Raw genomic sequence first — 24,321 nt, 5'->3', positions numbered from 1 at the left:
AACTACTTGGCCTAATGCGATACACTTAATTCATAAGTTCGACGATGCGTGCATAGTCTTTGTACAGAACCTAATGGCACGTTTTACAAAGGATTTTTCGATTGCTTGCGTTATATCCCTCTAATAAATTAGAACACTTGAGTTTTCTTCTTACCACGCTTTTACGTCAGCAACCCTTAGGGGTATTTACGCCAGAAACCATTCTGGTTGAAAGCCCAGGTATGCAGCATTGGGTTAGTATGCAATTAGCCACTGAACATGGCGTGGCGATGAATATTGACTACCCGCTGCCTGTACGCTTTATGTGGAATACGGCACGCGCTGTATTAGGCCAGGATAAAGTACCCAAGCAATCCCCTTATCGTCGCGAAGTACTAACTTGGCGCATTGACAATATCCTTCAAGATGACTCACTGATGAACAGTGAGGCTTTTGAGCAAGTAAATAGATATTGGAAAAATGCCGGTAGTGAGCAAGAGCAGGGCCTGCAGCGTCTTCAGCTTGCTACTGCGTTAGCTGACGTGTACGAACAGTACCTCTTATATCGCCCCGACTGGTTGTTTAAATGGGAAGCTAATGAACGGGCTGTATTCGATGATATGGAATTATGGCAAAGCGAAATTTGGCGTATTCTTGCCAAAGAGGAGCCGTTGCATCCTGCCCGTTTGCATCAAATGACTATAGAAGCGTTAGACGCGTTAGAGGCAGGTGACATACCAAATGATCCCGTCAGTCATTTACCCAAGCGCGTTATTGTTTTTGCCATTAACACCATGGCACCGCAACTAATAGCATTTTTTGACGCCCTCGCACAGCATATTGATATTCATATATTCCACCTAAACCCCAGCGTAAATTATTGGGGGGAAGCGAAAAGTAGTAGCGAACAAGCCAAGCTATTACGCCTGGAAGGGCTTAAAAAATGGATGGAAGAAGACCAGTCCAATCCATTACTTGGCAACTTAGGTAAGCAGGGCAGAGAGCTATTTAATCTTCTTACCGAATTGGACACGTTTGAAATAAGCGCTTTTGATTCGCCCGATTTTGACGAAGTAGTCGAAAACGGTGATACAGTGCCTACTCGCGGTCTGCTGGATTATATCCACAACGATATTTTACAAGCCGCTCAACCTGAGTCATTCAGTAGCGAACTAAAACAAAATGATGATAGCGTTACCATCATGTGCACCCATTCCGCGCTTCGCGAGGTGCAAGTGTTGCACGACCACCTGCTCCATTGGTTATCCCAAGATAAAACGCGTACCCCGTCAGATATTCTTGTGATGTGCCCGGCGATTGAAAACTATGCGCCATTTGTGGATGCCGTATTTCACAGGGTTGGTACTAAAACCTTAGCTGGCACCGGGCAAGTTAGACTTCCCTGTACCATTGCCGATAGAAGCCCTATGGACGCAGAGCCGCTTATCGCGGCGTTTATGGCGCTTTTGCAGCTACCTGATAGCCGCTTTGGCGTATCGGATATTATGGATTACCTGCAGCTGGATTCTGTACAAAAACGATTTTCAGTGTCCCAAGACGACATAGAACAAATGGTGGTGTGGCTAAAACAAGCCCATATCCATTGGGGACTTAATAGCGCACACAAAACCGCCGTATCAGAGGGAGTAAAACTAGATGAAACATACAGCTGGTGGTGGGGCATTCGTAGGCTGCTAATGGGCATGTTGGCGCAAGACGCCGAAGTGGTTGTGAGTGACCTACTTACTATTCCGGACGTTGAAGGGCAAAGTGCGCTAACCCTGGGTAAGCTTATTGATATTGTGGCGATGCTTGGAGAATTCGCACAAGAGTTAACCGCTCCAAGAACACCTGAGCAGTGGTCTAAAGCGTTAATCGACCTTCGCGATGCGTGCTTTATGCCTATAAAAGAGCAGCAGCAAAGCTGGGATCTTATTGCTAACGTTGCAGCCGATCTTGCAGCACGATGCGAAGAAGCAGATTACCAGCATGAATTATCCTTGCGCCAAGTCCGCGACCTTTTACTGAATCGATTCTCATCACCAGACGCAGGTAACCACTTCATGACCGGTCAGGTCACTGTATGTTCAATGTTGCCAATGCGAAGTATACCGTTTAAAAAAGTGTGTATTCTTGGCCTAAACGACAGTGAGTTCCCAAGAAAATCAAGCCCGTTAGGCCTAGACTTAATGGCAGGTGCGAACCGTAGGGTTGGTGATCGTTCAAGGCGTTTAGAAGACAGATATTTATTCCTTGAAGCCATTATTTCAACGCGGGAGAGTCTGTACTTAAGCTACCAAGGCAACGATGTTACCAATAACAGTGAGCGCCAGCCTAGTCTGGTACTGGCTGAGTTTATGGACATGCTGGAAAATAGCTATGCACTGGCCTTGTCTAGATACCGAGTACATGCGCCGCTTCACCCCTTTAGTGAAGAGGGTTTTACTGGACAACTGCCAAGCTACGAAACCGGTTGGCTTAGACTGGCCGATGCACTACTGCATACAAAGTCACAGTCTGATAAGACAAGTGTTGATAACAAAGACTCTAATCATTTAGCGATGCCTGAAGAGTCATCCAATACGCTTTCAACACAGGTACTTCGACTATCAAATAGCCAAATTGCAAGGGCCTTTAAAGACCCTCTTGAGCACTTTTCTATACAAAGGCTAGGTGTAAATTTATCACAGTCATTTACGCTGCTGGAAAACAGCGAACCATTTGAAACCAATGCATTACTGCGCTATCAGGTGCTTGATGCCATCTTCTCATCGCCTGAACGAAAGTTGTCACAAGAGCACGACTCAATGTCATACGGTGAACAGGTGATCACTTTTGCGTCACTTAGGGGCGACATTCCTAATAACCCCGTCGCCAGAGATGAAGTTGAAATGTGGAAAGGGGGGGCGTTAGCATTAAGTCAGGCTATGGGGCCTCACGATGCTGAACCTTTAAAGGCGCAGTTCCAGGGTAAATACATCACCTTTACCACATCTGCCCTCGTTGGTAGTGACGCGTTAGTTGAGCTTTGTGCCGGTAAAATAGATTCCCACCGCGCGCTGAGCTTTTTTATCTCTCAATTGATATTTTCATGCAGCGATGAAGCAACAAAATACAGCAACTATCCATTGGATATCTATTCGTGTTCATGGGAAAAGGGCGAAACGGTATTGAAAAAGCAGCGTTTCCCTTCTTATGGCCGAGAAACTGCGGTGCGGTTACTCTTGTTTATAGAACAGCTTTACATGGCTGTTTATACGGCGCCAACGCCAGTGCATTTAAGCTTGTTTGGCACCTTTATGCCCGGCACAAGAAACTCAGAGACTAAGCCCGTAGTTGAAAGCATAAAACCGGATATGTTTGACGATATTCTGCATGCACTGCTGCGTAGTACCGATATTACAAGTGAAACAGACAAAGCCATTCTTGAGCAAATTCAACAGGTAATTGACGAAGTCTGCCCGTTTGCTGAGAAAGATAGCGACACTACTAGCGAAATAGTAAATGACAGAAACGAAAAAGCGAAACAGATCCTTGGTCAATCTGCCGCACTTTTTGACACCATTGAATTACAGCGTGCGCTAACCGATTGGCAGCAAAGTAACGGGCAGTACAGTGCGGATATGGCAAGCAATCCTTACCTCAACTGGCTATTCCCGCAAGGTGTAAGCTGGAACGATGTCCCGCACTTGTGTGCCTTCGTACTTTTTTCCATGGTCAATAATGCGTCTCAGGAGGAGAAGTTATGAGTCAGAATTCTGTATCCTCTGAAAGTCACAATAACGAGCGACCCCATGCCGAGGCGCAATTACTTGACGTGGTGGCTATGCCGCTAAAAGGGCGACACCTGATCGAAGCAAGCGCAGGGACAGGTAAAACCTTTAACATTACGCGTTTGTACCTACGCTTGCTGTTAGAAAAAAAGCTTAGCGTTAAAGAAATATTGGTGATGACCTTCACCAAAGCCGCTACCGAAGAGATTAAGGGTCGGATTGCAGCCACGCTAAGAGAGGCATTGCTTATTTGGCAGCAAGCCAAAGATAACGGCAACGAGATAGACGCTAGCTGCGACCCGGTTTATCAGAGCTTGTTTAACAGCTGCGATCCAGACGAGAGTTTAGCCCTATTAAAAGCAGCGCAGCTGGAGCTCGATGAGGCGTCGGTGTTCACTATCCACGGTTTTTGTCAGCACGTTATTACTCAGCTGGCGTTCAACAGTGGCTTTGCTATGTCGCTCAACTTAGGTAGCGATACTAGTGACTTATATCTTCAAGCTGCCGAAGATTTCATTCGAAAAATAAGTAAAAGCGAGGACGATTTCAGGCTGTTGGCGGAGTCTGGCTGGCACACACCTGAAAACTTGCTGCGTGAATTCAACGTAAGTATTAAAAGTACTCTGACCCCATTAATGCTGACTGAGGATGACATTGAAGCGGCTTTTAAGAAGCAGCTGAATGACGCGCCAAACACGTCTTTGGCCTATGTGAAATCTTTACTGCAAAGCGTGGAAGAAAATGAAGGGTTAATCGTTGAGCAACTTATTAAAACGCCGGCGCATAAAAAAGAAAGGCCCCAAGAATTGGCTGCGCTTAAAGCGTGGTTAAGTTCTTGCGCAAGTGAGCAGCAGTATTACCCCGCACCGCCAGAAGCAGAGGCTTTTGTTAAGGGGAATCGATATGCTCGGAATTCTTCAGGCGTAAAGGAAATTTTAACGCCAATTAAGGAATTTGCTGGCGCGCTTAAAAAAGCCTTTGTCGAGAAAGATAAAGCACTCGGTAAAGTACCTGTTTTCAAGTTGGTTATCGAAGCTATTGCCTTTATTAAAGAGCGAGTTGAAAAGCAGAAAAAGCAGCTGGGTGTTATCGACTTTGATGACCTTATTCGCATGTTAGCTGATGAGGTTATAAAGCCAAACAATACCCTTGTGCCAGAGCTTCGCAAGAAGTTTCCCGTCGCGCTAATCGATGAGTTTCAGGACACCGATGCTAAGCAATACGCTATTCTAGATTCGGTATATCCTAATTTAGCTGAAGCTGATGAAAGTGCGCTGCTAATGATAGGCGACCCGAAACAGGCTATTTATCGCTTTCGGGGAGGCGACATTTTTACCTATTTAAAAGCAGGTAGGCAGGCGGATTACCGCTGGGTGATGAACACCAACTGGCGTTCAGTGGAAGGTATGGTGAGGGCCTACAATCGACTATTCTACGGTGCGCCGGTGGCATCAGGCGCGCCCACTGATGTATTTGGCTTTGGCATTAACTACAACCCTGTTGAATTTACCCCTAAAGCAGCTGCGGCTAAGACGCCCTTGGTAGACCCTGCTGAAGAGCATAGTGTACCGAAACGCAGTGCAATGAATTACGTGAGCATGTGTTTAGAGGAGAAAGAAAACACTAACATTATGCGGCGTAAAATGGCGCAGTGGATTGCGCAAGAAATTTATCGCTTGTTGAATGAAGCGCATTTTAAAGCGGCGGACGGTCAAACTACGCCAGTAAAACCTCAAGATATCGCCATTCTGGTCAAAGACAGAACCGAAGCAGGCGCCATCAAAAATGTATTACAGCAAAAAGGGCTGGCCTGTGTTTATTTAAGCGATCGCAGTAATCTATTTGCCAGTGCTGAGGCGAAAGACGTGCTTAGGCTGCTTAATGGCATTTGGCATGCAAATGACACCAGTAAAGTAGCGTCTAGTTTAGCGTCTCCGCTTTGGGGCTATAGCGCAAATACCCTTATCGAACTGCTTTATCACGAAGATGATGCCCAGTGGGATGCTGCTATTGATAAAGTACTGTCCCTGCGCGAGATGTGGCTTCAAAAAGGCTGTATGAGCGTACTGCTGCACTTAATGCAAGACAGCTATCAGCCCCATGCCGACAGTGTGGAACGGGCGTTAACTAACTATCAGCATTTAGCGGAAGTACTGGAAAAAGCCAGCACTACACATCAGCGCCCTGAGCAACTACTCGATTGGTTGAATAAGCAAATCCACAAGCCAGAAAGCGACGAAGAGCTAACGCTTCGCCTTGAGAGTGATAGTCAGCTTATCCGTCTTATTACTCAGCATGGCTCAAAAGGCCTTGAGTATCCAATAGTTTTTGTACCCTATGCCACGGGCTATAAAGACGCGTCAAAAAATGGAAAGGCGACATCGCAAATCTTTACCTATTACGACGAAGAGAAGCAAGACTTGCAGATGCAGTTGGGGCAAACGCCACAAGCGATAGCTCGGGTTCAACGTGAAAGCGAAGCGGAAGATATGCGCTTGGCCTATGTGGCAGTAACCCGTGCAGCGCACCGCTGCTACATGGGGGTTGTACCGCTTGCCAACAATGAAAAAAGCGCTTTGGCACGAGCATTAGGCGTAAGTGGGGACAGCGGCGACAACGATTGGCCAAGTGTGTTAAGCAGGGTCGCCGCAGAAGATGCGTCACATGCGAGTCACATCGACGGCGACGAGTTCGAAGAAGTGTATTCAGGCTTTGAGCAAGAAGACGAGCTGCCACAGCTTAGCGCGTTGCAATTTACCGGCACAGCGAGTGAAGAATGGCGGCTGTATTCATTTTCAGCGCTGAGCCGTTTAACTACGGTGAGTACGAGCGTAAACACAACACTAGTAGAAGCTTCAGGTCAAGTACTTCCAAGTGTGCCCGTACTTCAAACCATTCGTGACGAAGAGGTGTACGCGACGGATTCACTTGTAGGGGGAGAAGAGCTGTTGGGCTCAAGTAATGCAGATCCTTCTTTAAGCACTATAACTACAATCAGTAAAAGTGACTTGCGTTTTACGTTGGAAAAAGGTGCAAGCGCAGGTAACTTGCTTCACGATATTCTTGAGAACAGTGATTTTAGTGCACCCGAATGGGAAGAAACTGGCAAAGAGCTTGTTAAGCGTTTTGGCCTAGATGAAAAGCGTACGCTACTACTTTACGAGTGGCTGAAAGAAACGTTACAGACGCCTTTGTATCCTAAAATGCAACTGAGCATGAGTGACTTACCGTTAGCGCAAACCCTGCGCGAAGCAGAGTTCTACTTTCCCATGAACGATACGCAATGGGCTCAGCTTCGTGATGTTCTTGCTCGCCACCGCCATTTGGTAGCTGACGCCATTGGCGGTAAGGCTGAAGCAGCGCCTCAGCTAATTACAACGAAATTACAGGGAATGATGCACGGTTTCATCGACTTGATTTTTGAATATGATGGTCAGTTTTTTGTGGCGGATTATAAATCAACCTGGCTGGGAGATACTTTAGATAGCTATTTGCCCGCTGCGCTGTTTCACAATAATCAGCGCCACCTTTACGATCTTCAATACTTAATTTACTGCTTGGCGTTACATCGCTATTTAAAAAATACCCTGCCTGAATACGACCCTGAAATTCATTTCGGCGGTGTGTATTACCTATACTTACGCGGCATGCACCCAGAGAATGAACGGGGTGAAGGGGTATTCTATACCGATATTTCTTCGTCGTTGCTCACGCAAATAGATTCGATATTTGAAAGCGGTGCCAATAGTCAGCAAAGCGACAATTTGAAAAGTGCGGGCACTACTCAACAGCCCGCAGAACAGCAGCAATTTAGTTTCGATGACGAATAGTGGCATCAAGGACAATATAGTTAGGAAAATAATGAACAACAATCAACATTCTGTATCGTCGTTTTTCGATAACTTGTTTGGCATAGAAGCTATCGACAAATTTGTTGCAAAAGAATTTGGCTTTATTGATGAACTCGCACAAGAAGAGAGGTTTATCTGGGCTGGAGTACTGGCGTATTTGTCATATATGCAGCGTAATGGGCATAGCTGTATCTATCTTAAAGAAGTAGCTGGAACAACCCTGTTTAAGGAAGATGACACCGGGCAAACCGTTGGTTCGATGACCGAAGTGCAAGAACGCGAAAGTGCATCATCTATTCACAATTCCCAAGCGGTCATATATCAACAAGAGCCAGAAAAACAAGAGCCAGAACAAGCCCTTAAGACAGGTTTGGAGCTACCTCAGCTTACGCCTTTACTAAAAATTGTAAAAAGCGCTTTGGAGAACGAACAAGTTGCTCAGCTTTTTGTTTATGCAAACGGTAGGCTTTATAGCCGTCGTTTTTATGAGTTTGAACAAGAAGTAGCGCGAGACATAGTGAAGCGGGCGGCGCTTACGCCGTTAACAGAAGATGCGAATGAAAAAGTAAAGCAACTTTGGCCCGCTATATTTCCAACCGAAACTACAGATCAGCAAGATTGGCAGCAAATTGCTGTTGCTAAAAGCTTGATGCAGGGGTTTTGTGTCATAAACGGTGGGCCTGGAACGGGTAAAACCTATACCGTGTTACGTCTATTACTGGCGCTACAGGCGTGTGACAAAGATCTAAATATTGTATTGGCTGCCCCCACCGGTAAAGCGCAGCAACGTATGACCGAGTCTATCGTTAACAGCATTGAAGGGCTTCGCGGCAAGGTGGAAGATGCTGCGCTTGATAACGTGCCTACTGATGCTGTAACGCTGCATAGATTGTTAGGTTTGCGGGAATACGGTGTATCGACCAAGTACAACCAGCACAACCAATTAGCCGCCGATGTGCTCATCGTCGATGAGGCAAGTATGGTCGACCTAGCGTTAATGACGCGCATTGTCCGCGCATTGCCAGACCATGCACGACTGTATTTTATCGGTGATGCCGACCAGCTTCCAGCTGTTGAACTTGGCAATGTGTTAGAGCAGCTAGTTAGTAACACAACACGCTTTGACGTAGAAGAGAATGCATCGCCGAGCGACGAAAGTAGCTTACACATTGATAGCGACCCACTTTCATTGGGGGGCGTACCCTCGTTAATGCGCCAGAATATCGCCACGCTGTGCCCTCATCTTCCTATTTTACCTGTTAATGAGCAAGCCAAAAGCTACGTGGCAACACTGCAGGCACCGCAGCGTTTCAAAGGCCAAGTAGCAAAAGTAGCAACGGCAATCCAGAAAGGGGATGCTGGTGGAGCGATCGCTGCCATCGCCGAAGAAAGCGATGAAAGTAGTAAAACCGCAAACCTAGCGGCTTATACAAAAACACGTTTTAAAGAAGGCGTGCATTTATGGTCAGAAGATAAAGTCGGCAGTCGTGATTTACATGAGTTGGCTAAAGAAAGTTTCTTTCCCATATTTGATGCCGATAGTGCTGAAGAAGCGCTTAACCGCCTAAACTATGTCAGGTGGCTCACACCGGTTCGCAAGGGTGCAATGGGAGTAGAGGGCCTAAATAGCTTAGTGTTCGATGCCATCAAGCACAAAATCAAAAAGCGAGAAGGGCACTTCTATCAAGGTCAGCCCATAATGATTGTAAAGAATCATCATCCACAGCGGCTATCTAACGGTGAAGTAGGCGTAATCTGGCCTGATAGCACGGGTAAGCTGTATGCATGGTTTTATCAAGACGCCAAAGGTGCAGACCAACAAACCTCGTCAGGTACGGTCGAGAATGCTACTGGCGTTCAAAACCAAATGCAAAAACAAGCGCTACGCAGCATATCGTTATCTAGAGTGCCGCAGTTTGAAACCGTATATGCCATGACCATTCACAAGTCCCAGGGCTCTGAATTTAACCACGTTGTACTTATACTGCCCAGGCCCGATAGCGACAAGGCCGCCAACCTATTTCATCGAGGGCTGGTGTATACCGGCTTAACCCGAGCCAAAGATGGTTGTTTGATCATTTCAGACAATACGACATTTAGCCACATGGTTCAGCGAGTAGATAAGCGCTATTCAGGGTTGTCAGAAGCAATCAGCCTGCACTTAAAGAGCACATCACACGTCACCCCAGAATTCGAGTAGAAGAAAATGTACTCTGACCCCAAAATTTTGGGGTCAGAGTACATTTCTGCGTTGTTATTTTACAGGCGTAAACAGACACAGGCCGTGTTTGTTGATTTCAATAGGGGTTTTGCTGATTAGATAAATACGGGTGGGGGCGGTTACGCGCAAAATGCCGCCTTCAGCGTTTAAAAACTGTGAAGGCAAAAGCACAGAAATGTCGTCATTTTCTAGGCGATTAGTTTCGGCTTTTATGGAGAAGTGCGACAAGCCGAAATGATCTAGCCAGCCCAATATATTATTGGGTGTCGCAACAAAGTGATCGTGCTTTAATAAACTGCTGTGTAACGTAATGTTCGCACCGAAAACAGGTTTGTTTTCTATCGCCATCTGCGTATTCGGCTTTATATGCAGCCGATATAGCCCATGTGACTCCGGCACAATATCATCATTTGCATCTGTATCATTCACTAGCGTTAGCATACAAAGTTTCACGAGGTAATTCTGATGACTTTATTGTGGTGGAGTTACGTTTGTCCTGCGTTGATGTGGATCAAGCAGAAGCAAAGCTAGTCTAAAGCGTTCAAATCTATGCCCGCATTAAAGTGTGAATAAGTCATTATTCAAATAGATAGCAGACTCAATGAGGCTTACTGAGGTATTATTGGTTTTATTGGCTTTAGTTTGTAAAGGCTAAGGTTAGCCTTCGGGTAATAACGAGCAAGCTAGCGCGGTTTAGATATCTTATATAAGGAGCAAGTGATCATGGAATTGAATCAAGTTACACTGCCTGTTACCAATATGACTGAAGCGGTTGAGTTTTATCTTACACTTGGGTTCACCCAAATTGTTGATACACCACATTACGCAAGGTTTACTTGCCCTAAAGGCAGCTCTACGTTTTCACTCTCTTTAGAAAGCGAAAGCGTACAAAATCACAGCGTGATTTATTTTGAGCATGAAGCGATAGACGAGCTATATGCATCGCTTGTAGAAAAGGGTATTCATTTTGAGCAACCGCCAACCGAACAACGCTACCTTTGGAAAGAAGCTATTTTAAACGACCCATCTGGCAATAAAATAAAGCTTTATTGGGCAGGAGAGAACAGACTAAACCCGCCTTGGAAAGTAGAAATAAAGCGGTAACCTCTAGATAAACTTCGAGATAAAAGCTGAGATTTACAGTGACAGAACCCCAAATTAGCGTGCACTTTCGCTTAGCAAAGTTAGATGCCATGCAGGCGTATACGCTAAAACGAGAAATTGAAGGCGCTTATTTTATTAAACGCGATGGGCATGTTGATGATCAAAAGGCTGATGTTTTTGTCGGTATGGTGCCGTTAAAGGAAACCCTGTTTGACCAACTCAATGACTATGTTATCCGCCAGCAAATTCAGTACGATGACTGTGATATTTTTGTAGAAGCCAAAAATGCTAATGGGGATATCGCCGTACCAAGGGTAGTAAACAAACTGCTGAAGTATATAGACTGTAAGCTTACATATGCCCTAACTAACTAGGCTTGAGTAAAGATAGTGCGAAGTAAGGCATTAAGCTTGTTCATACACCCGATTTCAGTGTGAAGCGCCAAGGTAGGCTTGTATCATCCCGTGTGGCATGCGCTTCGCTTTTATCGTACTTTCTTTCTTCTTTTCTATCTTCGTTTTTATCTTCTCTGGCGTAATCTATGCCTATGCGGGGGGCGCTGGTAATACTTTTGGCGGCGTTAAATTCGGCGTTGCTCTCAAACCAGATAGTATTGTTGTTTACCACGGGGTTGCCGTTTAGCGCAGGTGTTAACGCTAAAGCTTGTGAAAGCTTCGCCGGGCCAGAGCATAAGTTACGCAACGCAATGTTTGTCCCTCGTCGTTTTTGCATTATATCTAAGCCCACGGTAGGACTGATTGCTCGGATAAGCACAGAATCAGTATAGCCCACCTCGTTAGTGACAATATTGAACATGCTGTGGTAACCGTAAACCTTATAGATGTAGGCTATGCCGCCCTTCTTCTTAAGCGCTGTTACAGACGAGGGCCGGCGCAATAGGTGTTTTTGCATGGCTAGATCCCGTTCACCGCAATAAGCTTCAGTTTCTGTGATCATTCCTCCGGTAAGTGAACCACCGACACGACTAAAAAGAAAATTGCCAACAAGTGACCTCGCTACGTTAACTACATCACTGTCAGTGAAAAAAGAAGGCTGCATTTTTCAAAATGGATTTAAAGGCAAGTTACGACGATTTTTTAATTTCGCTGTGAGATTTTAAAACCTTACTGCCATCGTCTTGTTCAATAAGGTAGGCGGGGTCACTGTCGCTGGCTTCACGCTTTACCGATGAGCCCTTAATAGTGCGCGTAACATCGCTGGTAAATTTCTCTCTTATATTGCCTGTGGCACTGCCATTACCCCATTCCCATTCAACTTCTGTATTTACCGCGTAGTGCTTCATATCATTCCCGTTAGCGCTAGTTTTACTATGTGCACAGTGTTAAACGGTGAAAATAGCTGCTTAGTTCATAAAGCAATACAGTGGAAAGGCGAAAGGTAAAGGCAAAGCCAGGTAAGATACAGGGAACTAAGGTATGGTGACTAAGGTAAAAAGAGCTAATTAACAAAGCTTGAAACACTAAGAAAGCGTTTCAAGCTGCTTTTGTTTGGGCACTTGTTTTTGAGTAGCAGAACTTCCAGCGGTAGCTATGACCACTAAAGCTACTGCAAGCCACTGAGTCAGTGTAAGGGTTTCATCAATAATGACAAACGCTGCTACAGCTGCAACAGCCGGCTCTACACTCATCATTATGCTAAAAGTTTGCTTGGGCATATTGCGCATTGCACTCATTTCTAAGGTGTAGGGTATAGCGGATGAAAAAATCCCTACGGCGCAGCCTATAAGGACCGCCTCTGAAGATAATAAAGCACTGCCTTGACTCACTATACCAATGGGTACCACACAAATGGCGGCTACTAGCATACCTAAGGTAACCGTAACGCCGCCTGAGCCTTCATTGCCTGTTTTGTTACCAAATACAATATAGCCTGCCCAAAAAGCTCCCGCGGTTAGCGCAAGCATTACGCCGATAGGATCTAGGCTTTCTGCTGAAGCACCGAAAATATCCGGAAGCAGTAAACAAACGCCAGCAACGGCTAAAATGGCCCACGCAAAATCACGTTTTTTTCTTGCGCTAAAAAAGGCCACCGCCAATGGGCCTGTGAATTCAAGCGCAACGCCTATACCTAATGGAATCCGCGCAATGGCAAGGTAGAAGATGATATTCATTGCCCCCAAACAGGCGCCATAAATAATGACGTTTCGCCATCCTCTTGCACTTAAGCTTGCTTTCCAAGGTTTGAAAATTACGGTTAACACTAGGGCCGCGAAGAATGCGCGCAGGGCGCTTGTACCTTCAGGCCCCACGATAGGAAAGAGTTGTTTGGCAAATGATGCTCCCGATTGGATAGTTATCATGGCCAAAAGCACTGCGAGTATGGCAAGTAAAAAACGTCGATTCACAATGTATTGCAGTTTCAAAGAGTTAAAACAGGATTATATTTGTTCTGAAGTCGAAATGCTCGTTGATAAGCGGGAATATTCGAAAAACTAGGTTTTATAACAGCTTAAACTACAGCTTTACCAAGGCGTTTATATCTTCTTGAAAAACAAATTATTTCACTTTCCGCGTGATAAACGAGTTGTTTATTTTCGACAAAGCAAAGTAGTGGCGTAATATACGTTTATTATGCAAGTAACATCATTGTATTACCTAAGCAAATTATCAAGGAATATTGATATGGAAATAAGACACCTTTCTGCTCCATTATACATAAGCGGTTTTTCGGTGGTAACGAATAACGAAGCTGAGTTTTCTCAAGACGGAAAAATTCCCGCACTATGGAAACGCTTTGACAACACCATACCTGTGGATTATGTGGGCGGTGAGCGCGTGTATGGGGTGTACTTTAACTATGAAAGTGATCATGCTGGCAATTTTTCAGTGTTAGCAGGCTATGATGGTGAGAAAGAGCCAGAAAATATAGAAGTCGAAAACATCACTATTCCACCGGGGAAGTATCTTGTTTTCACGAAGCAAGGAGAAATGCCGCAAATCGCTATTGATGCATGGACCGATGTTTGGAAATACTTTACCCAAGAAAACGCGAAGTATGAAAGGACGTTCACGGTAGATTTCGAGCACTATGTAAACGGCAATCACATTGATGTATACATAGCGATAAAGTAACCACTAAGTGCTTTCGTTCAACTAGGCGGGGAGAGGACATGCACGGTAGGATTACCATTAACTTCGCTGTAAACATAGTCTGTAAGTTTCGTTTTACCGCTTTGCGCACTCTCAAAAAATACCGCCACCCTGTGGCTTCTTATCTCATGCATAATCGCGTCATAGCGCAGGGCTAGCGGGAACAAATCACGCTGTAGTGTGCTTATATCTAATGAAAATTGCACATTAACCTGTTTATAGTTTCCTACATGCTCATTAAATGCTTCAGTAACTGTAAGGGAGTGCAATGAGGGCGATAAGAATGCGTGTTTTGACTGAACATTGACGGGTTTAAGCTGAATATGCTGGCTGAAATACTGATTTAACTGTGACTTCTCGACTTTTGTTAAGTCGTCATTATTTGAAGCACGCTCTATGAAGTCTAGTTCTGGCGCTGCAATTATAAACTCTTCTAAAGGAAAGCTTAAAGATAATGCCGCTTTCGGATCTCTATCCTTGAATACCAATTCACTACCCGGTAATGAATGGGCATTTACGGAGCATGTGAGTGCGGTTAAACAGCATAATAAAGCGCGCAAAAATAAATGAAAGCCCTGCAATGTATTTGAGGTTATCACTGGTCTTGCCCACCATAATCGGTTTGTCTGTCACGCCAAACAGAGTGAGGGTGGTTACCTGGTTTATTTGTAGACTTATTAGATTGCATTGAGAACTCTATCCAAAGAGAAGGACCGTGAACGCGCACATAATCATCCTCAGAGTTCAGCGCTGTCGTACCAGAGAATCCAATAACCGTACTATCAAACTCATTTGCATATTTCTCCATGTACTCACTAGCTTCGGTTTCATTGATATCACCGACATAGGTATAAATGGCTTCTTTTAGTAAAGAGATTTGTTCCTTAGATAAAGAGGACACCGCTAAGCCTTCTTGGATACTGGGTATGGCATCATCGAACTGCGGGCCTGCAATAATGTCTCTGTAAGTCCCTTTTAAGGTGGCTTGTTCTTGCTGTTTGCTGGTGAGTGAGGTGAGCAATTTTGCAAACGCATCGCGTTCTTGCAAAAGCGGTTTATTTTCACGCCCGTTCATTTCGAAAGAAGGGAAGGGCTCAATTCCCCGAAAGGATGGCGTAGCGCCGATAAGCTTTCCGTTGTTATAAGTATTTGAAAAGGCGAAATGGTGACCGCCGTAATATAGTTCCCAAAGTCCGTCTACTGTGGGATCACCTAAAAAAGCGAGTTTACCGTTGTAGGACGAATACGCCGCCTTATAGTCGGTGCTAATGGTGCCAATGTAGTCATCGGCATTAAGTGTTTGCACCATCTCGTCAAAACCTTCATCCATGGTTTCACTAGCGGCCTCTTTCAAAATTGCTTTAACAATGCCCCTTTGCTCAATGGAAAGTTCACCCAGAAAGATACCGGGGCGCTCAGGAAAAGCACCGGCTGGTAAATTACTCCAGTTTTTCGCCTCTTCCACAGAATATTCGGTTTGTATGTGTGATAACGCGTCTTCAGATAAGGTTGATTTTAGCAGTGAGGTTAGACATATCAGCGACGTAATATGATCATCATTCTCGCATTCGTCTGTTGAAACAGGAACACTAATATCACCCATAAGCGTACTTGTATCGCCCATTCGAGCTTTTATGGCTAAGGTCTCAGGCGTGTCGGGGCGCGGAGGCGGTGGTCCATCCGGGTGCGTGCCTTTTGGGTGATCTTGAGAAAATGCAAAAGGTGATAACGCGAGGGCGATAGCAAGAATACTGGTAGAGACTTTGAATCGATTAGATACGTTCATGGGCAAGTGTTCCTGCTTTATTAGGGCTACTTAGTGACTTTAATACTTCATTAAAGTAATTCAATCTCTTTACTATTTCATTGAGAACAATATGGATCAACAGCGCTCACCCGGAGATATCGAGGATTATGTTAATTTGTTTCAACTTACGGTACCGGTAACCCCTGAGTTGGCTGACTCTTCTTCTGCAACTCCGTTAGGTGCAATAGGTATTGCCACCAGTGGTGCGCCTATTTTTAATGACTCTGAAGGTAACGGCGATGTTTCACTGGGCGTAATACAAGGTTTTGATAGAAACGGTGCACATACCGGCCGACAAACCTATCATTATCACCTTGAACCTAAAGCGATTACTTATGACGACGATAGCTTGGTAGGTATTATGTCAGACGGCTTCTTTATTTACGGTAGACGTTGTTATTCAAGCGCCGACTATCCCACCGATCTCGATGCATCAAATGGCCATGTGGGTATCACTCAATTCACCGACCCATCAAATGAGGCAGGCGAGTACCATTACCATGTCTCAACTGAACAATACCTAAACGGCGATTATTACCTTATTTTTCCAGGTGATTTTCAGGGTACGCCAAACGGAGTGAATTAAGCTGCGCTTTTTATGAAGTATTTAATCACTTTAAAAGCCCGAAGTATTGACCGAAAAGACCAACAGCGCCAATGTTGAGGAGTTGCCATACTACCAAGATGCCTCGTTTTCGCCTTATTGGTTGTCAGAGGGTGAAGTAGACTTAACCTCTTTTCACAAAATACCAGCCTTTAACTTTACTGACCAAAGCGGCAACACAATTAGTGACAAGGATCTCGACAATAAAATTTACGTTGCGGGATTTTTCTTCAGTACTTGTCCAGTTATTTGTCCTACAGTGCGTTCGAAACTTATACGAGTACAAGAAACGTTCGAAGGTATTGATGAAGTAAAAATAGTTCAGCACTCAATAAGACCTTCAACAGATACTATCGAAGTACTGCAAGCCTATGCCATTAAAAACAAGATCAATAACGAGCAATGGTACCTACTAACCGGCGATAAAGAAGAGATTTATACTATTGCCAAACAAGCGTATTTCGCTAGTGAAGACCTAGGTAATGTTCAAAAGAACAAAGATTTTCTGCATACAGAAAGCCTGTTACTTATTGACAAAAACAAGCATATTCGAGGAATTTATAATGGCTTAAACGCCGCATCAGTTCAGTACTTGATAAAGGACATCAAGACGCTACGGCAAAAATAGTTTTTGCACATTACTGAGCGTTTGGTGTACCAACGTATTCCAGCTCCACATCGGGATCGCGAAAAACGCTTGGGAGTTTATCTTTGTTAATATTCTCACTTAATAACACTCTGATACACGGTGAGCCTGAATCACTGATACCTTCAGCGATACCTACCACGCCTGGCGTTTCCATGGCAATGGCTTCAAGAGTTTGACGTTTACTCGACAGCGCGTCTTGACTAGTCATGACTTAATTCCTTAGATTTTTTAGTATGAAGCGCTTACAAACTTCGCAAGCGCTTCGTTGAAATAGCTGTGTGTTTGATACGTTATCTTACAATCACGTGAGGAACAGCTAATTTATTCGCACCCGTTGAAAAGTCGTTCTTAGCGTATGAGCCACCACCTTGAGCCCGAACATACAGGCGAACTCGACAGACGACAGCCGCCCAGTCATCTTTACCAAGTAAAGCAGAGTAATTCGTATAGCGGACATCGTCTAAACGCTTATTAATATTGATGTTTCCAGAGCTGATATTTATAAGGTTTACACCATCGCTATGTTTCCAGTTATATTGGTATGCCTGCGTTTCAGCGGTAATTCTGACCTTTGCATTTTTACAGTTGTACCATTTGTCGTTTGCTTTAGCGATATAATAGCCATTAAAGACAAAACGAGGGTTGATTGTATAGAATCGACTTTGAGTTGGGCGGAACCAGAACACCCACGTAGCAGTTTGTGTATTCTGCCCAACGCCGCCAACACACCCCATTCCAGCGCCGCTAGCCCAGTTCCAATAGTTCTTTTCGACACCGCCACCAAGTACAGGTTGTGCAGACACGTCCGCCGCTTTTGCCATGCTATTGTCTTCTAGAGTATCAGAAAATCCACTATGCCAACTTGGCGTGATAATTTGTGCACCTTCGGGGACAATGCCAGGTTCGATAGCTGATGATTGGACACTTCCAATTTCACTATAAGACTCTTCTGACATCATTGTTTCAATGGCGTCATAGTCCTGTTTGTCTTTTTCATTTACTTTTTCTTCAAGCTCTGCCACCGCTTTTGCGTCAACACCAGCAAGCTTTAAGCTATCTTCACAGCAATTACCCTCTAACTGCGATTGTAGACCCTGTCGATGCATTTCGTGTTGACTGTGCGCAATCTCGTTTTGCTCTTGTGCTTGAATTTCAGAAATAAGTGCTTGATTCATCTCATGTAGATCGTTTGACATAGACATAATACTTTTTCCTTGTATAGGTTTACGCTGTTATTGGCGTAACATTTAACGCCATCATTACGTTGTGAATGTTATTGAAAATGGTAACGCGACTTGATCCTGCAAAAAGAAGCCCCACGATTTTCTTACTGTTTCGAGACAGAACGACAGAGCCCGAGTCTCCACCGTCTGACATGTCAGCAGTCATAAACTGGTTTTTGAAATAGGCGGTCCCGGCTGAACCAAAATTGACTGCCACAGTTGCATTTACTGCTGTAACGGTTCCGTTAGTTGTTTCTGTTGTGCGACCAGTCTTGGTGACAGGCATTCCCAGTGTTGCTTCTTCTATCCCCTTCGGAATACCTTGATTTTTAATTGAGGCGAAGACATTTCTCATGTCTGTCGGTTGCGCGATGGCGGCATCAACCAAATTGTGATTTTGCAAACTGCCAAATCGTATAGGAATGAAACGAGATAATGTGGCAATACGATCAGCAGGGTTTTGACCGCCGTCAACTCTGCCCGGTTGTAAGATCGTATCGCCTACTTTTGCTGCGTTTGAGTTAGCTAAAACATGATTGTTACTTAAAATGTAATGACGACCAGGGTAAGTTGTGTCTCTGACCATGCAACCAAATGTTCCAGCGGTAATGCGGTAATGACCGATACTAAAACCAGGTTGGGCAGGGCGGAGACGCGCTGTATACGCCAGAGCCTCTACTTTCCCTATCTCGATAACGTCTGTTTTTACGCCATTAACAGTTTTCGGGACGAGATCTGCTTTATCTAACTCTGATGTTTTAAGCTTTTTTTCAACGAAGACTTTAATACACAGTTCGTCGGTGGGTTTATCTTTAGTATCTTTAAAGCCTGCACCCACGGCATTTACGTTTGCTAAGCCAAGTAATTCTCTTTCGTTTTCTTCTTGAGCCAGAATCACCTTACTCAGTTGTTCTTCGTAGGCTTGATTTTCATCTTGTGAAGACGTCATTTTTAGTTCCTCTAAAATTTGTTCATACAGTGCTTAATCTCAATGATTAAAGCGGAACCAACGTGGAATTTACTGCTCCTTTTCCTCGCTGCAATCATCTATTTAGAAAAAGTGTGCCAAATTAAAAGTTGTTTAATTACAATGATGTAGGATTTTGATGGTAGGGGTTCTGATGTCATTTTCATGTTTATGACATGTCAGAAAAGTAATAAAAAATTTTCGTAGAAAAAATAGCTGTCAGGAGGTATTATTGATTATTATTTGAACAGACATGCTGTTTGAACTGAAAAGGGTCTTCAGTGAAGGTCTAACAGCGAACATGGAACGATTATGTTTAGTCCTACGCTCAAACAAGTGCCTTTTCAGTTAACTGCTCGTCATGCCAAACAGCGTCTAACACTCACTATTATTTTTCATCCCGACTTAAGTCGCATTGGTCAACAGTGTCAACCTGAAACGAGTAGCATCGAAATTTCTCGTCTTTTTCCACTTTTTGGAAACGGCATTGATGATCCAAACCCTCGGCCTCTTTCCGATCCGTTTTTAAGCAGAACACCACTACAACTTATTAAGAAGCAAAAAGATTGGCTGTGGTCGAGCGGTCAGAGTCCAATACAATTATCAACGACAAACAATGCATCTGTTAATGAACTAGCTATGACAGCCAAAGATTTGCAGCAAGGGGTCACCGTAATTTTGGCTAGTAGAATAGTGCTTCTTTGTCATTTTACTACTCACACCAACGTCGAATTTGAAGATAACCTTGGTTTGATTGGTGTAAGTGACAACCTAAAGCGAGTTCGCAATCTAATTTGTAAAGTGTCTTCGCTGAAAACGCCGGTACTAATACGGGGTGATTCAGGTACTGGGAAAGAATTGATTGCACAGGCAATACACAACACGGGCGCTAGAAAGGTAGGTAAGCTAGTTAGTGTAAATATTGCCGCTGTTCCAAAGGAGTTGGTCGCATCTGAACTTTTTGGAAGTGTAAAGGGAGCATTTACAGGCGCGACGAATCGTAAAGGGTGTTTCTTAGAAGCAAATGATGGCAGTTTGTTTTTAGATGAAATAGGAGAGGCATCTAGCGAGGTTCAGGTAACGCTGCTTCGTGCACTAGAAACCGGTGTCGTTCAACCAGTAGGAAGCGACCAAGAACTCGAGCTCAACACAAGAATTATCGCTGCAACAGATGCAGATCTTGAGTCACTTATAGGGCAAGAATCATTCAAGATGCCGCTTCTTCAACGCCTTAGCGGCCTCGTCATAGATGTTGCTCCACTTAACGAGCGAAAAGCGGATATTGGTTGTTTACTTGCACATTTTCTAATGGATGCGTTAGTAAAAACTGGTCAAGTAGAAAAAATTGTGAGCCCTGAACCTCAGCATTTTAATTTCTGGGCTTGGTTTTTTGCGCAGTGCAGCAACATGCCGTGGCCCGGTAACGTAAGGCAACTGAAAAACATTGCTACTCAACTCAGTGTTCAGCTGATGAGTTGTAATACTTTAGATGCCTTTGACTGGCTAGAATTCTGCGCGGATTTACATGCTCAACATGCCTTAGCCATGCAGTCGAATAGTGCTAAAAATTTGAAATCCGACGGTCGGGTTGAAAAATTACCGCGAAGAAAGCCAAGAGACGTCAGTGATGAAGAAATACTCTGCGCGTTAGAAACGCATAAGTGGCAAATAAAACTCGCAGCGTCAGCGTTAAATATATCTAGGGCTGCATTGTATCAGCGAATTGATTCAAATCCTTCTATTAGAAGGGCTGGAAAGATCTCTACCGATGAACTGCAAAGTAGTTACTTAGATTGTAACGGCAATGTCGATAAAATGGTAAACAAGCTTCATGTTTCTAAACAGGCACTTAAAAGGCGGTTGATTGAGATAGGGCTTGCAGGCTAGCGCTGTAGTTACTGAATGTGAAAATAGGGCATTACGACGTTCATTCAAAGATTGGAGAAGGCAGCAGCAGTACTGTCTATAAGGCATTTGACCAAAGGGTTAGTCGCTGGGTTGCTATTAAAGTACTTCACTATCAAGACCATGACGACATTGTTCGCGAGGCAAGACTGCTCGCATCTATTCACCATCCTCATGTAGTAACATTATTAGACGTCGAGTCTTTTGACTGTCAAACCGCTTTGGTGATGGAATATTTGGATGGTAAAACTTTAGCTGAGCGAATAACTAAAGCGCCACTTACTAGGCATCAAATATTAGAATATGCACTTGAAATTGCCAAAGGACTTCATGCAATACATAAAGCTGGGCTGGTGCATCAAGATCTTAAAGCAGAGAACATATACTTCGATTCAGAAAACCGTCTAAAAATTGGTGATTTAGGCATTGCTAAAGCGATCACTGAACAATCGCCGACGCTTACGGCTGGTAGTGTATTAGCATTAAGCCCAGAGCAGATACTACAAGGTCATGTGGGTGTTAGCAGTGACCTATTTTCTTTAGGCGTTTTGATGTATTGCATGGTGATGCAAGCACATCCCTTCGGTAACGACCGCAGTGCAACTAAAAACATCGTGGAAAATATCGTTAGCAAAACGCCTCAACCGCTCAATTCAGGGTGCCGTGAATTGGATGAGCTTATTCTCAAATTGCTAAATAAAGCTCCTGATGGCAGACCTCAATCTGCCATGGTTGTTATCTCACAATTAAAACAAATTTTAGCCAAAGGTCAATTCAATCAAACGTTGTCTTTCGATAAAAGTACGTTTGAATCGACAAGCTATAAGGGTACAAACAGAACAGTAAAACATCGTATTTTTTGGTTGTTTATGGGAATAGCCATTACTGTTCTTTGCACAGTAGGCTGGCTTAAATGGTACACGCTTCCAGATGAACCACATTATGTTGCCGTTTTAAGACCAGATGTTTACTCAAACTCGGAAATTGTTGATTTACCACTGATTCAGGCTTCGGTCTATCAAGCATCTTTGCAAGTATTTAACGACTTAGACACAGTCAAAATGGTTGCAGCCGATGAAGTGGATGGGTTTTCCCAAACACCCGAGAACATCAGAGAGATTAAAAACGTAACAGCCTCTGATGAGGTGTTTTATACACAAATGGATTGCCAAAAAAGCCAGTGCGCTATTATTTTCAGTCGCTGGCAGGGCGATCCTATCGTCCTCACCGACCAGCAGCATATGCAAATTCCTACTGATCGCCTTTTATTTATAAACGATTCTGTGCAACGGTTTTTGCAAAATTGGTTAGGTAATAAGTTGGAAACAGAGATTATAAGTAGTTTTCAAAGCGAAAGTGTTATGCGGCAAATTATAACAACTCGCATAGCCTATCAAACAAAGCAAATCACTTTATCTGAGTACGTGAATACACTAGAGAGTATCCCCAATAACAAGTGTAGTGTGGGAGAGATTTGTTCTTTTTTATTACAAGCTTATCGCGCCAAGTACTCCTTAAAGAAGGAGTCAATATGGTTAGAAAAAGCTTCTGAGTTAGTTGCGAATACATCAGAACCCTCTAATCAACTTATTTACTATTTGGCAGAATTCTACTTATCTGCGCAGCAGTTCGATGATGCTGACAGGCTATTGAAGCAGTTAGAAAAGAATCACAGTGTTGATGAACTAATAAAGTCGCTTCGCGCAAGGTGGTTTTTTTCACAAGGATTGACGGTAAAAGGCAAGGCACTATTGTCTGAATTGGTAGAAGAGCGACCCGGTGCAAAGCACCTTTTCAACTACGCACTAATGCTATTTAAAACAGGTGAAATGGATAGCTCCCATGATGTACTCGATACGTTGTTTCAACGCGTGCCAAATCACATTAAGGGTTTAGAACTAAATGGCATTTTAGAGTACTACAATGGTAATTGGGAAAAGGTAATTGCAACTTATGAGACTTTGATAAGTTTAAATAGAGGTGACACTCCAATAACACAGTCTAATATAGGCTTCGCATATATGATGAGAAGTGAAGGTCAACTGGCACTGATGCATTTAAGGAGGGCATATGAACTATCTCCAGACAACCCGCAGGTATTGATCAATCTCGCAGACGCAGAAAAACTATACGGCGATGAAACGCGAGCGAACCAATATTATCAACAAGTGATTTCAAACGTTTCGATGATAGAAAAACGGGCAAAAATTGACTCACTCGTGCTAGCCCAAGCTTATGCTCACACAAACCAACGAAAGCTTGCGGAGGATGTTCTATGGGACATTGAGCGGCAAGCGATTCAGGACCCATCTACGTTCTATTATTTAAGCTTGGTATACAGCTTATTGGGTGAAGATTCGGCGGCACGCTCTTATCAAATAAAGGCAGTAGATAACGGCGTGCCAGCCGAATGGTTCGATATGGTCTGGTTTAAATTAAGTGACTAACCAATCTCCCAGTCAGGCACGATAATAACCGGATCGTGGGAGTAAAATACGTTACCCTTTTCATCTTGAAGCACGAAGCGGAAGCCAATTTTACTCCCTGCTTGTCCCGACCTATTCTTCGACCCCGGACTACGCCAAAACTTATTAGGTAGTACGCTCAAGCATAATTTATTCCCTTCACTTTCTACTGTAATAGCTTTATTTTTTTGAAGTTCTTCATTACCCACAGCAAATAGAACTCCTTGAAAAACCTGGCAGTATGTTGTGGTACCTGCTTTCGCAAATGTCAAAGGCTCGTCGCTAATAATGTGAAAATAAATACTTGCTGGTTGGTCAGACTTGATTGGATTTATGTAGGTGACAAAGTCATCAACCTTATTTTCGGAGAATGTCATATACCAAGTGTCGGGGTCTGATTTATCGACTACAGTGAGCTCAACACGAGCATTATCTGCCGACTTACTGGCATCTAAATTTAAATGATGTCTTGTATGAGTAGAAACGTACGTTTTCATTGTTTATTCCTTAAAAACGTCAAAAAACCAATGGTTGATTGAAATACGGCACAATCCAGTTTGCCCTAATGAATACTGTCTTATTAGAAAGCGCAGAAAGTATAGTAAATGTTTATTATTTGAACAATGATGTTGTTTTTTCTTTGAAAACATTCAACGTAGGCTT

20 protein-coding genes are annotated in these 24,321 nt (G+C 43.8%); 10 read left to right on the top strand and 10 right to left on the bottom strand.

The window, feature by feature from the left end; translation table 11 throughout:
* The first annotated feature begins 101 nt into the window (after positions 1 to 101).
* The 3 genes from recC to recD are packed head-to-tail and all read left to right on the top strand — an operon-like array spanning position 102 to position 9,803.
* A complete protein-coding gene (gene recC / locus ACXAFM_RS01185; protein WP_474832897.1) occupies positions 102 to 3,728 on the top strand; it encodes an exodeoxyribonuclease V subunit gamma in 3,627 nt (1,208 codons plus the stop codon).
* Positions 3,725 to 7,582: an exodeoxyribonuclease V subunit beta gene (gene recB / locus ACXAFM_RS01180; RefSeq protein ID WP_474832894.1), complete on the top strand. Its 3,858-nt coding sequence runs from the start codon at positions 3,725 to 3,727 to the stop codon at positions 7,580 to 7,582. The genes recC and recB overlap by 4 nt, the downstream gene beginning before the upstream one ends.
* 31 nt (positions 7,583 to 7,613) lie before the next feature.
* Positions 7,614 to 9,803 (top strand): exodeoxyribonuclease V subunit alpha, encoded by a 2,190-nt coding sequence (recD, locus tag ACXAFM_RS01175; RefSeq protein WP_474832892.1) that lies wholly within the window; start codon positions 7,614 to 7,616, stop codon positions 9,801 to 9,803.
* Between the two features lie 54 nt (positions 9,804 to 9,857).
* Here recD and ACXAFM_RS01170 read toward each other — a convergent pair whose 3' ends face one another.
* A complete protein-coding gene (locus tag ACXAFM_RS01170; protein WP_474826166.1) occupies positions 9,858 to 10,253 on the bottom strand; it encodes a hypothetical protein in 396 nt (131 codons plus the stop codon).
* A 294-nt stretch (positions 10,254 to 10,547) separates the two neighbouring features.
* Between ACXAFM_RS01170 and ACXAFM_RS01165 the strand changes: the two genes are divergently transcribed.
* Together ACXAFM_RS01165 and ACXAFM_RS01160 are read left to right on the top strand one after the other, a co-directional pair.
* On the top strand, positions 10,548 to 10,928 hold the full coding sequence (locus ACXAFM_RS01165; protein WP_474832889.1) for a VOC family protein: 381 nt from the start codon (positions 10,548 to 10,550) through the stop codon (positions 10,926 to 10,928).
* A 38-nt stretch (positions 10,929 to 10,966) separates the two neighbouring features.
* Complete coding sequence (locus ACXAFM_RS01160; RefSeq protein WP_474832886.1) at positions 10,967 to 11,302, top strand: hypothetical protein; 336 nt, start codon at positions 10,967 to 10,969, stop codon at positions 11,300 to 11,302.
* A gap of 40 nt (positions 11,303 to 11,342) precedes the next feature.
* Here ACXAFM_RS01160 and ACXAFM_RS01155 read toward each other — a convergent pair whose 3' ends face one another.
* The 3 genes from ACXAFM_RS01155 to ACXAFM_RS01145 all read right to left on the bottom strand — a co-directional run bounded on the left by ACXAFM_RS01155 (position 11,343) and on the right by ACXAFM_RS01145 (position 13,293).
* The gene (locus ACXAFM_RS01155; RefSeq protein ID WP_474832884.1) at positions 11,343 to 11,987 is read right to left on the bottom strand and encodes a DNA-3-methyladenine glycosylase; all 645 of its coding nucleotides are present in this window, start codon (positions 11,985 to 11,987) and stop codon (positions 11,343 to 11,345) included.
* Positions 11,988 to 12,012: 25 nt separating this feature from the next.
* The gene (locus ACXAFM_RS01150) at positions 12,013 to 12,231 is read right to left on the bottom strand and encodes a hypervirulence associated TUDOR domain-containing protein (RefSeq protein WP_179985215.1); all 219 of its coding nucleotides are present in this window, start codon (positions 12,229 to 12,231) and stop codon (positions 12,013 to 12,015) included.
* A 177-nt stretch (positions 12,232 to 12,408) separates the two neighbouring features.
* Positions 12,409 to 13,293: an EamA family transporter gene (locus tag ACXAFM_RS01145; RefSeq protein ID WP_474832878.1), complete on the bottom strand. Its 885-nt coding sequence runs from the start codon at positions 13,291 to 13,293 to the stop codon at positions 12,409 to 12,411.
* 277 nt (positions 13,294 to 13,570) lie between these two features.
* On the opposite strand from ACXAFM_RS01145, the gene ACXAFM_RS01140 reads away from it, so the two are divergent.
* Positions 13,571 to 14,020 (top strand): GyrI-like domain-containing protein, encoded by a 450-nt coding sequence (locus ACXAFM_RS01140; protein ID WP_474832875.1) that lies wholly within the window; start codon positions 13,571 to 13,573, stop codon positions 14,018 to 14,020.
* Between the two features lie 17 nt (positions 14,021 to 14,037).
* Here the strand turns inward: ACXAFM_RS01140 and ACXAFM_RS01135 are convergent, their stop codons facing one another.
* On the bottom strand, positions 14,038 to 14,637 hold the full coding sequence (locus tag ACXAFM_RS01135; RefSeq protein WP_474832872.1) for a hypothetical protein: 600 nt from the start codon (positions 14,635 to 14,637) through the stop codon (positions 14,038 to 14,040).
* On the bottom strand, positions 14,634 to 15,824 hold the full coding sequence (locus tag ACXAFM_RS01130; protein WP_474832870.1) for a DUF3500 domain-containing protein: 1,191 nt from the start codon (positions 15,822 to 15,824) through the stop codon (positions 14,634 to 14,636). The genes ACXAFM_RS01135 and ACXAFM_RS01130 overlap by 4 nt, the downstream gene beginning before the upstream one ends.
* A gap of 91 nt (positions 15,825 to 15,915) precedes the next feature.
* Here ACXAFM_RS01130 and ACXAFM_RS01125 point away from each other — a divergent pair, with 91 nt between their 5' ends.
* A complete protein-coding gene (locus ACXAFM_RS01125) occupies positions 15,916 to 16,431 on the top strand; it encodes a YHYH protein (protein ID WP_474832868.1) in 516 nt (171 codons plus the stop codon).
* A gap of 46 nt (positions 16,432 to 16,477) precedes the next feature.
* A complete protein-coding gene (locus ACXAFM_RS01120) occupies positions 16,478 to 17,077 on the top strand; it encodes an SCO family protein (protein WP_474832865.1) in 600 nt (199 codons plus the stop codon).
* Positions 17,078 to 17,087: 10 nt separating this feature from the next.
* Here the strand turns inward: ACXAFM_RS01120 and ACXAFM_RS01115 are convergent, their stop codons facing one another.
* The 3 genes from ACXAFM_RS01115 to ACXAFM_RS01105 all read right to left on the bottom strand — a co-directional run bounded on the left by ACXAFM_RS01115 (position 17,088) and on the right by ACXAFM_RS01105 (position 19,270).
* On the bottom strand, positions 17,088 to 17,306 hold the full coding sequence (locus ACXAFM_RS01115; protein WP_474832862.1) for a hypothetical protein: 219 nt from the start codon (positions 17,304 to 17,306) through the stop codon (positions 17,088 to 17,090).
* Between the two features lie 82 nt (positions 17,307 to 17,388).
* Positions 17,389 to 18,300, bottom strand: a complete 912-nt coding sequence (locus ACXAFM_RS01110) for a hypothetical protein (RefSeq protein ID WP_474832860.1) — start codon at positions 18,298 to 18,300, stop codon at positions 17,389 to 17,391.
* A 22-nt stretch (positions 18,301 to 18,322) separates the two neighbouring features.
* Positions 18,323 to 19,270 carry a hypothetical protein gene (locus ACXAFM_RS01105; RefSeq protein WP_474832857.1) on the bottom strand — a complete coding sequence of 316 codons (948 nt, stop codon included), beginning with the start codon at positions 19,268 to 19,270 and terminating at the stop codon, positions 18,323 to 18,325.
* 330 nt (positions 19,271 to 19,600) lie between these two features.
* On the opposite strand from ACXAFM_RS01105, the gene ACXAFM_RS01100 reads away from it, so the two are divergent.
* Together ACXAFM_RS01100 and ACXAFM_RS01095 are read left to right on the top strand one after the other, a co-directional pair.
* Positions 19,601 to 21,175: a sigma 54-interacting transcriptional regulator gene (locus ACXAFM_RS01100; protein WP_474832853.1), complete on the top strand. Its 1,575-nt coding sequence runs from the start codon at positions 19,601 to 19,603 to the stop codon at positions 21,173 to 21,175.
* A gap of 17 nt (positions 21,176 to 21,192) precedes the next feature.
* On the top strand, positions 21,193 to 23,640 hold the full coding sequence (locus ACXAFM_RS01095; RefSeq protein WP_474832851.1) for a protein kinase domain-containing protein: 2,448 nt from the start codon (positions 21,193 to 21,195) through the stop codon (positions 23,638 to 23,640).
* On the opposite strand, the gene ACXAFM_RS01090 is transcribed toward ACXAFM_RS01095, so the two are convergent.
* A complete protein-coding gene (locus ACXAFM_RS01090) occupies positions 23,637 to 24,155 on the bottom strand; it encodes a hypothetical protein (RefSeq protein ID WP_474832849.1) in 519 nt (172 codons plus the stop codon). The two genes, ACXAFM_RS01095 and ACXAFM_RS01090, sit on opposite strands and share 4 nt — an antisense overlap.
* Positions 24,156 to 24,321 lie beyond the last annotated feature (166 nt).

Source organism: Alteromonas sp. ABD4_190 (genome assembly GCF_056160105.1).
Note: the sequence above shows the minus strand (reverse complement) of the source record. Positions and strands in the feature narration are given on the sequence as shown.

Coding starts and splice junctions, on each gene's coding strand:
- ACXAFM_RS01105 (WP_474832857.1), bottom strand. CDS start 19,270: ATGACGTCTTCACAAGATGAAAATCAAGCCTACGAAGAACAACTGAGT.
- ACXAFM_RS01150 (WP_179985215.1), bottom strand. CDS start 12,231: ATGAAGCACTACGCGGTAAATACAGAAGTTGAATGGGAATGGGGTAAT.
- ACXAFM_RS01165 (WP_474832889.1), top strand. CDS start 10,548: ATGGAATTGAATCAAGTTACACTGCCTGTTACCAATATGACTGAAGCG.
- ACXAFM_RS01140 (WP_474832875.1), top strand. CDS start 13,571: ATGGAAATAAGACACCTTTCTGCTCCATTATACATAAGCGGTTTTTCG.
- ACXAFM_RS01100 (WP_474832853.1), top strand. CDS start 19,601: ATGTTTAGTCCTACGCTCAAACAAGTGCCTTTTCAGTTAACTGCTCGT.
- ACXAFM_RS01130 (WP_474832870.1), bottom strand. CDS start 15,824: ATGAACGTATCTAATCGATTCAAAGTCTCTACCAGTATTCTTGCTATC.
- ACXAFM_RS01155 (WP_474832884.1), bottom strand. CDS start 11,987: ATGCAGCCTTCTTTTTTCACTGACAGTGATGTAGTTAACGTAGCGAGG.
- ACXAFM_RS01115 (WP_474832862.1), bottom strand. CDS start 17,306: ATGACTAGTCAAGACGCGCTGTCGAGTAAACGTCAAACTCTTGAAGCC.
- recD (WP_474832892.1), top strand. CDS start 7,614: ATGAACAACAATCAACATTCTGTATCGTCGTTTTTCGATAACTTGTTT.
- ACXAFM_RS01090 (WP_474832849.1), bottom strand. CDS start 24,155: ATGAAAACGTACGTTTCTACTCATACAAGACATCATTTAAATTTAGAT.
- ACXAFM_RS01125 (WP_474832868.1), top strand. CDS start 15,916: ATGGATCAACAGCGCTCACCCGGAGATATCGAGGATTATGTTAATTTG.
- recB (WP_474832894.1), top strand. CDS start 3,725: ATGAGTCAGAATTCTGTATCCTCTGAAAGTCACAATAACGAGCGACCC.
- ACXAFM_RS01110 (WP_474832860.1), bottom strand. CDS start 18,300: ATGTCTATGTCAAACGATCTACATGAGATGAATCAAGCACTTATTTCT.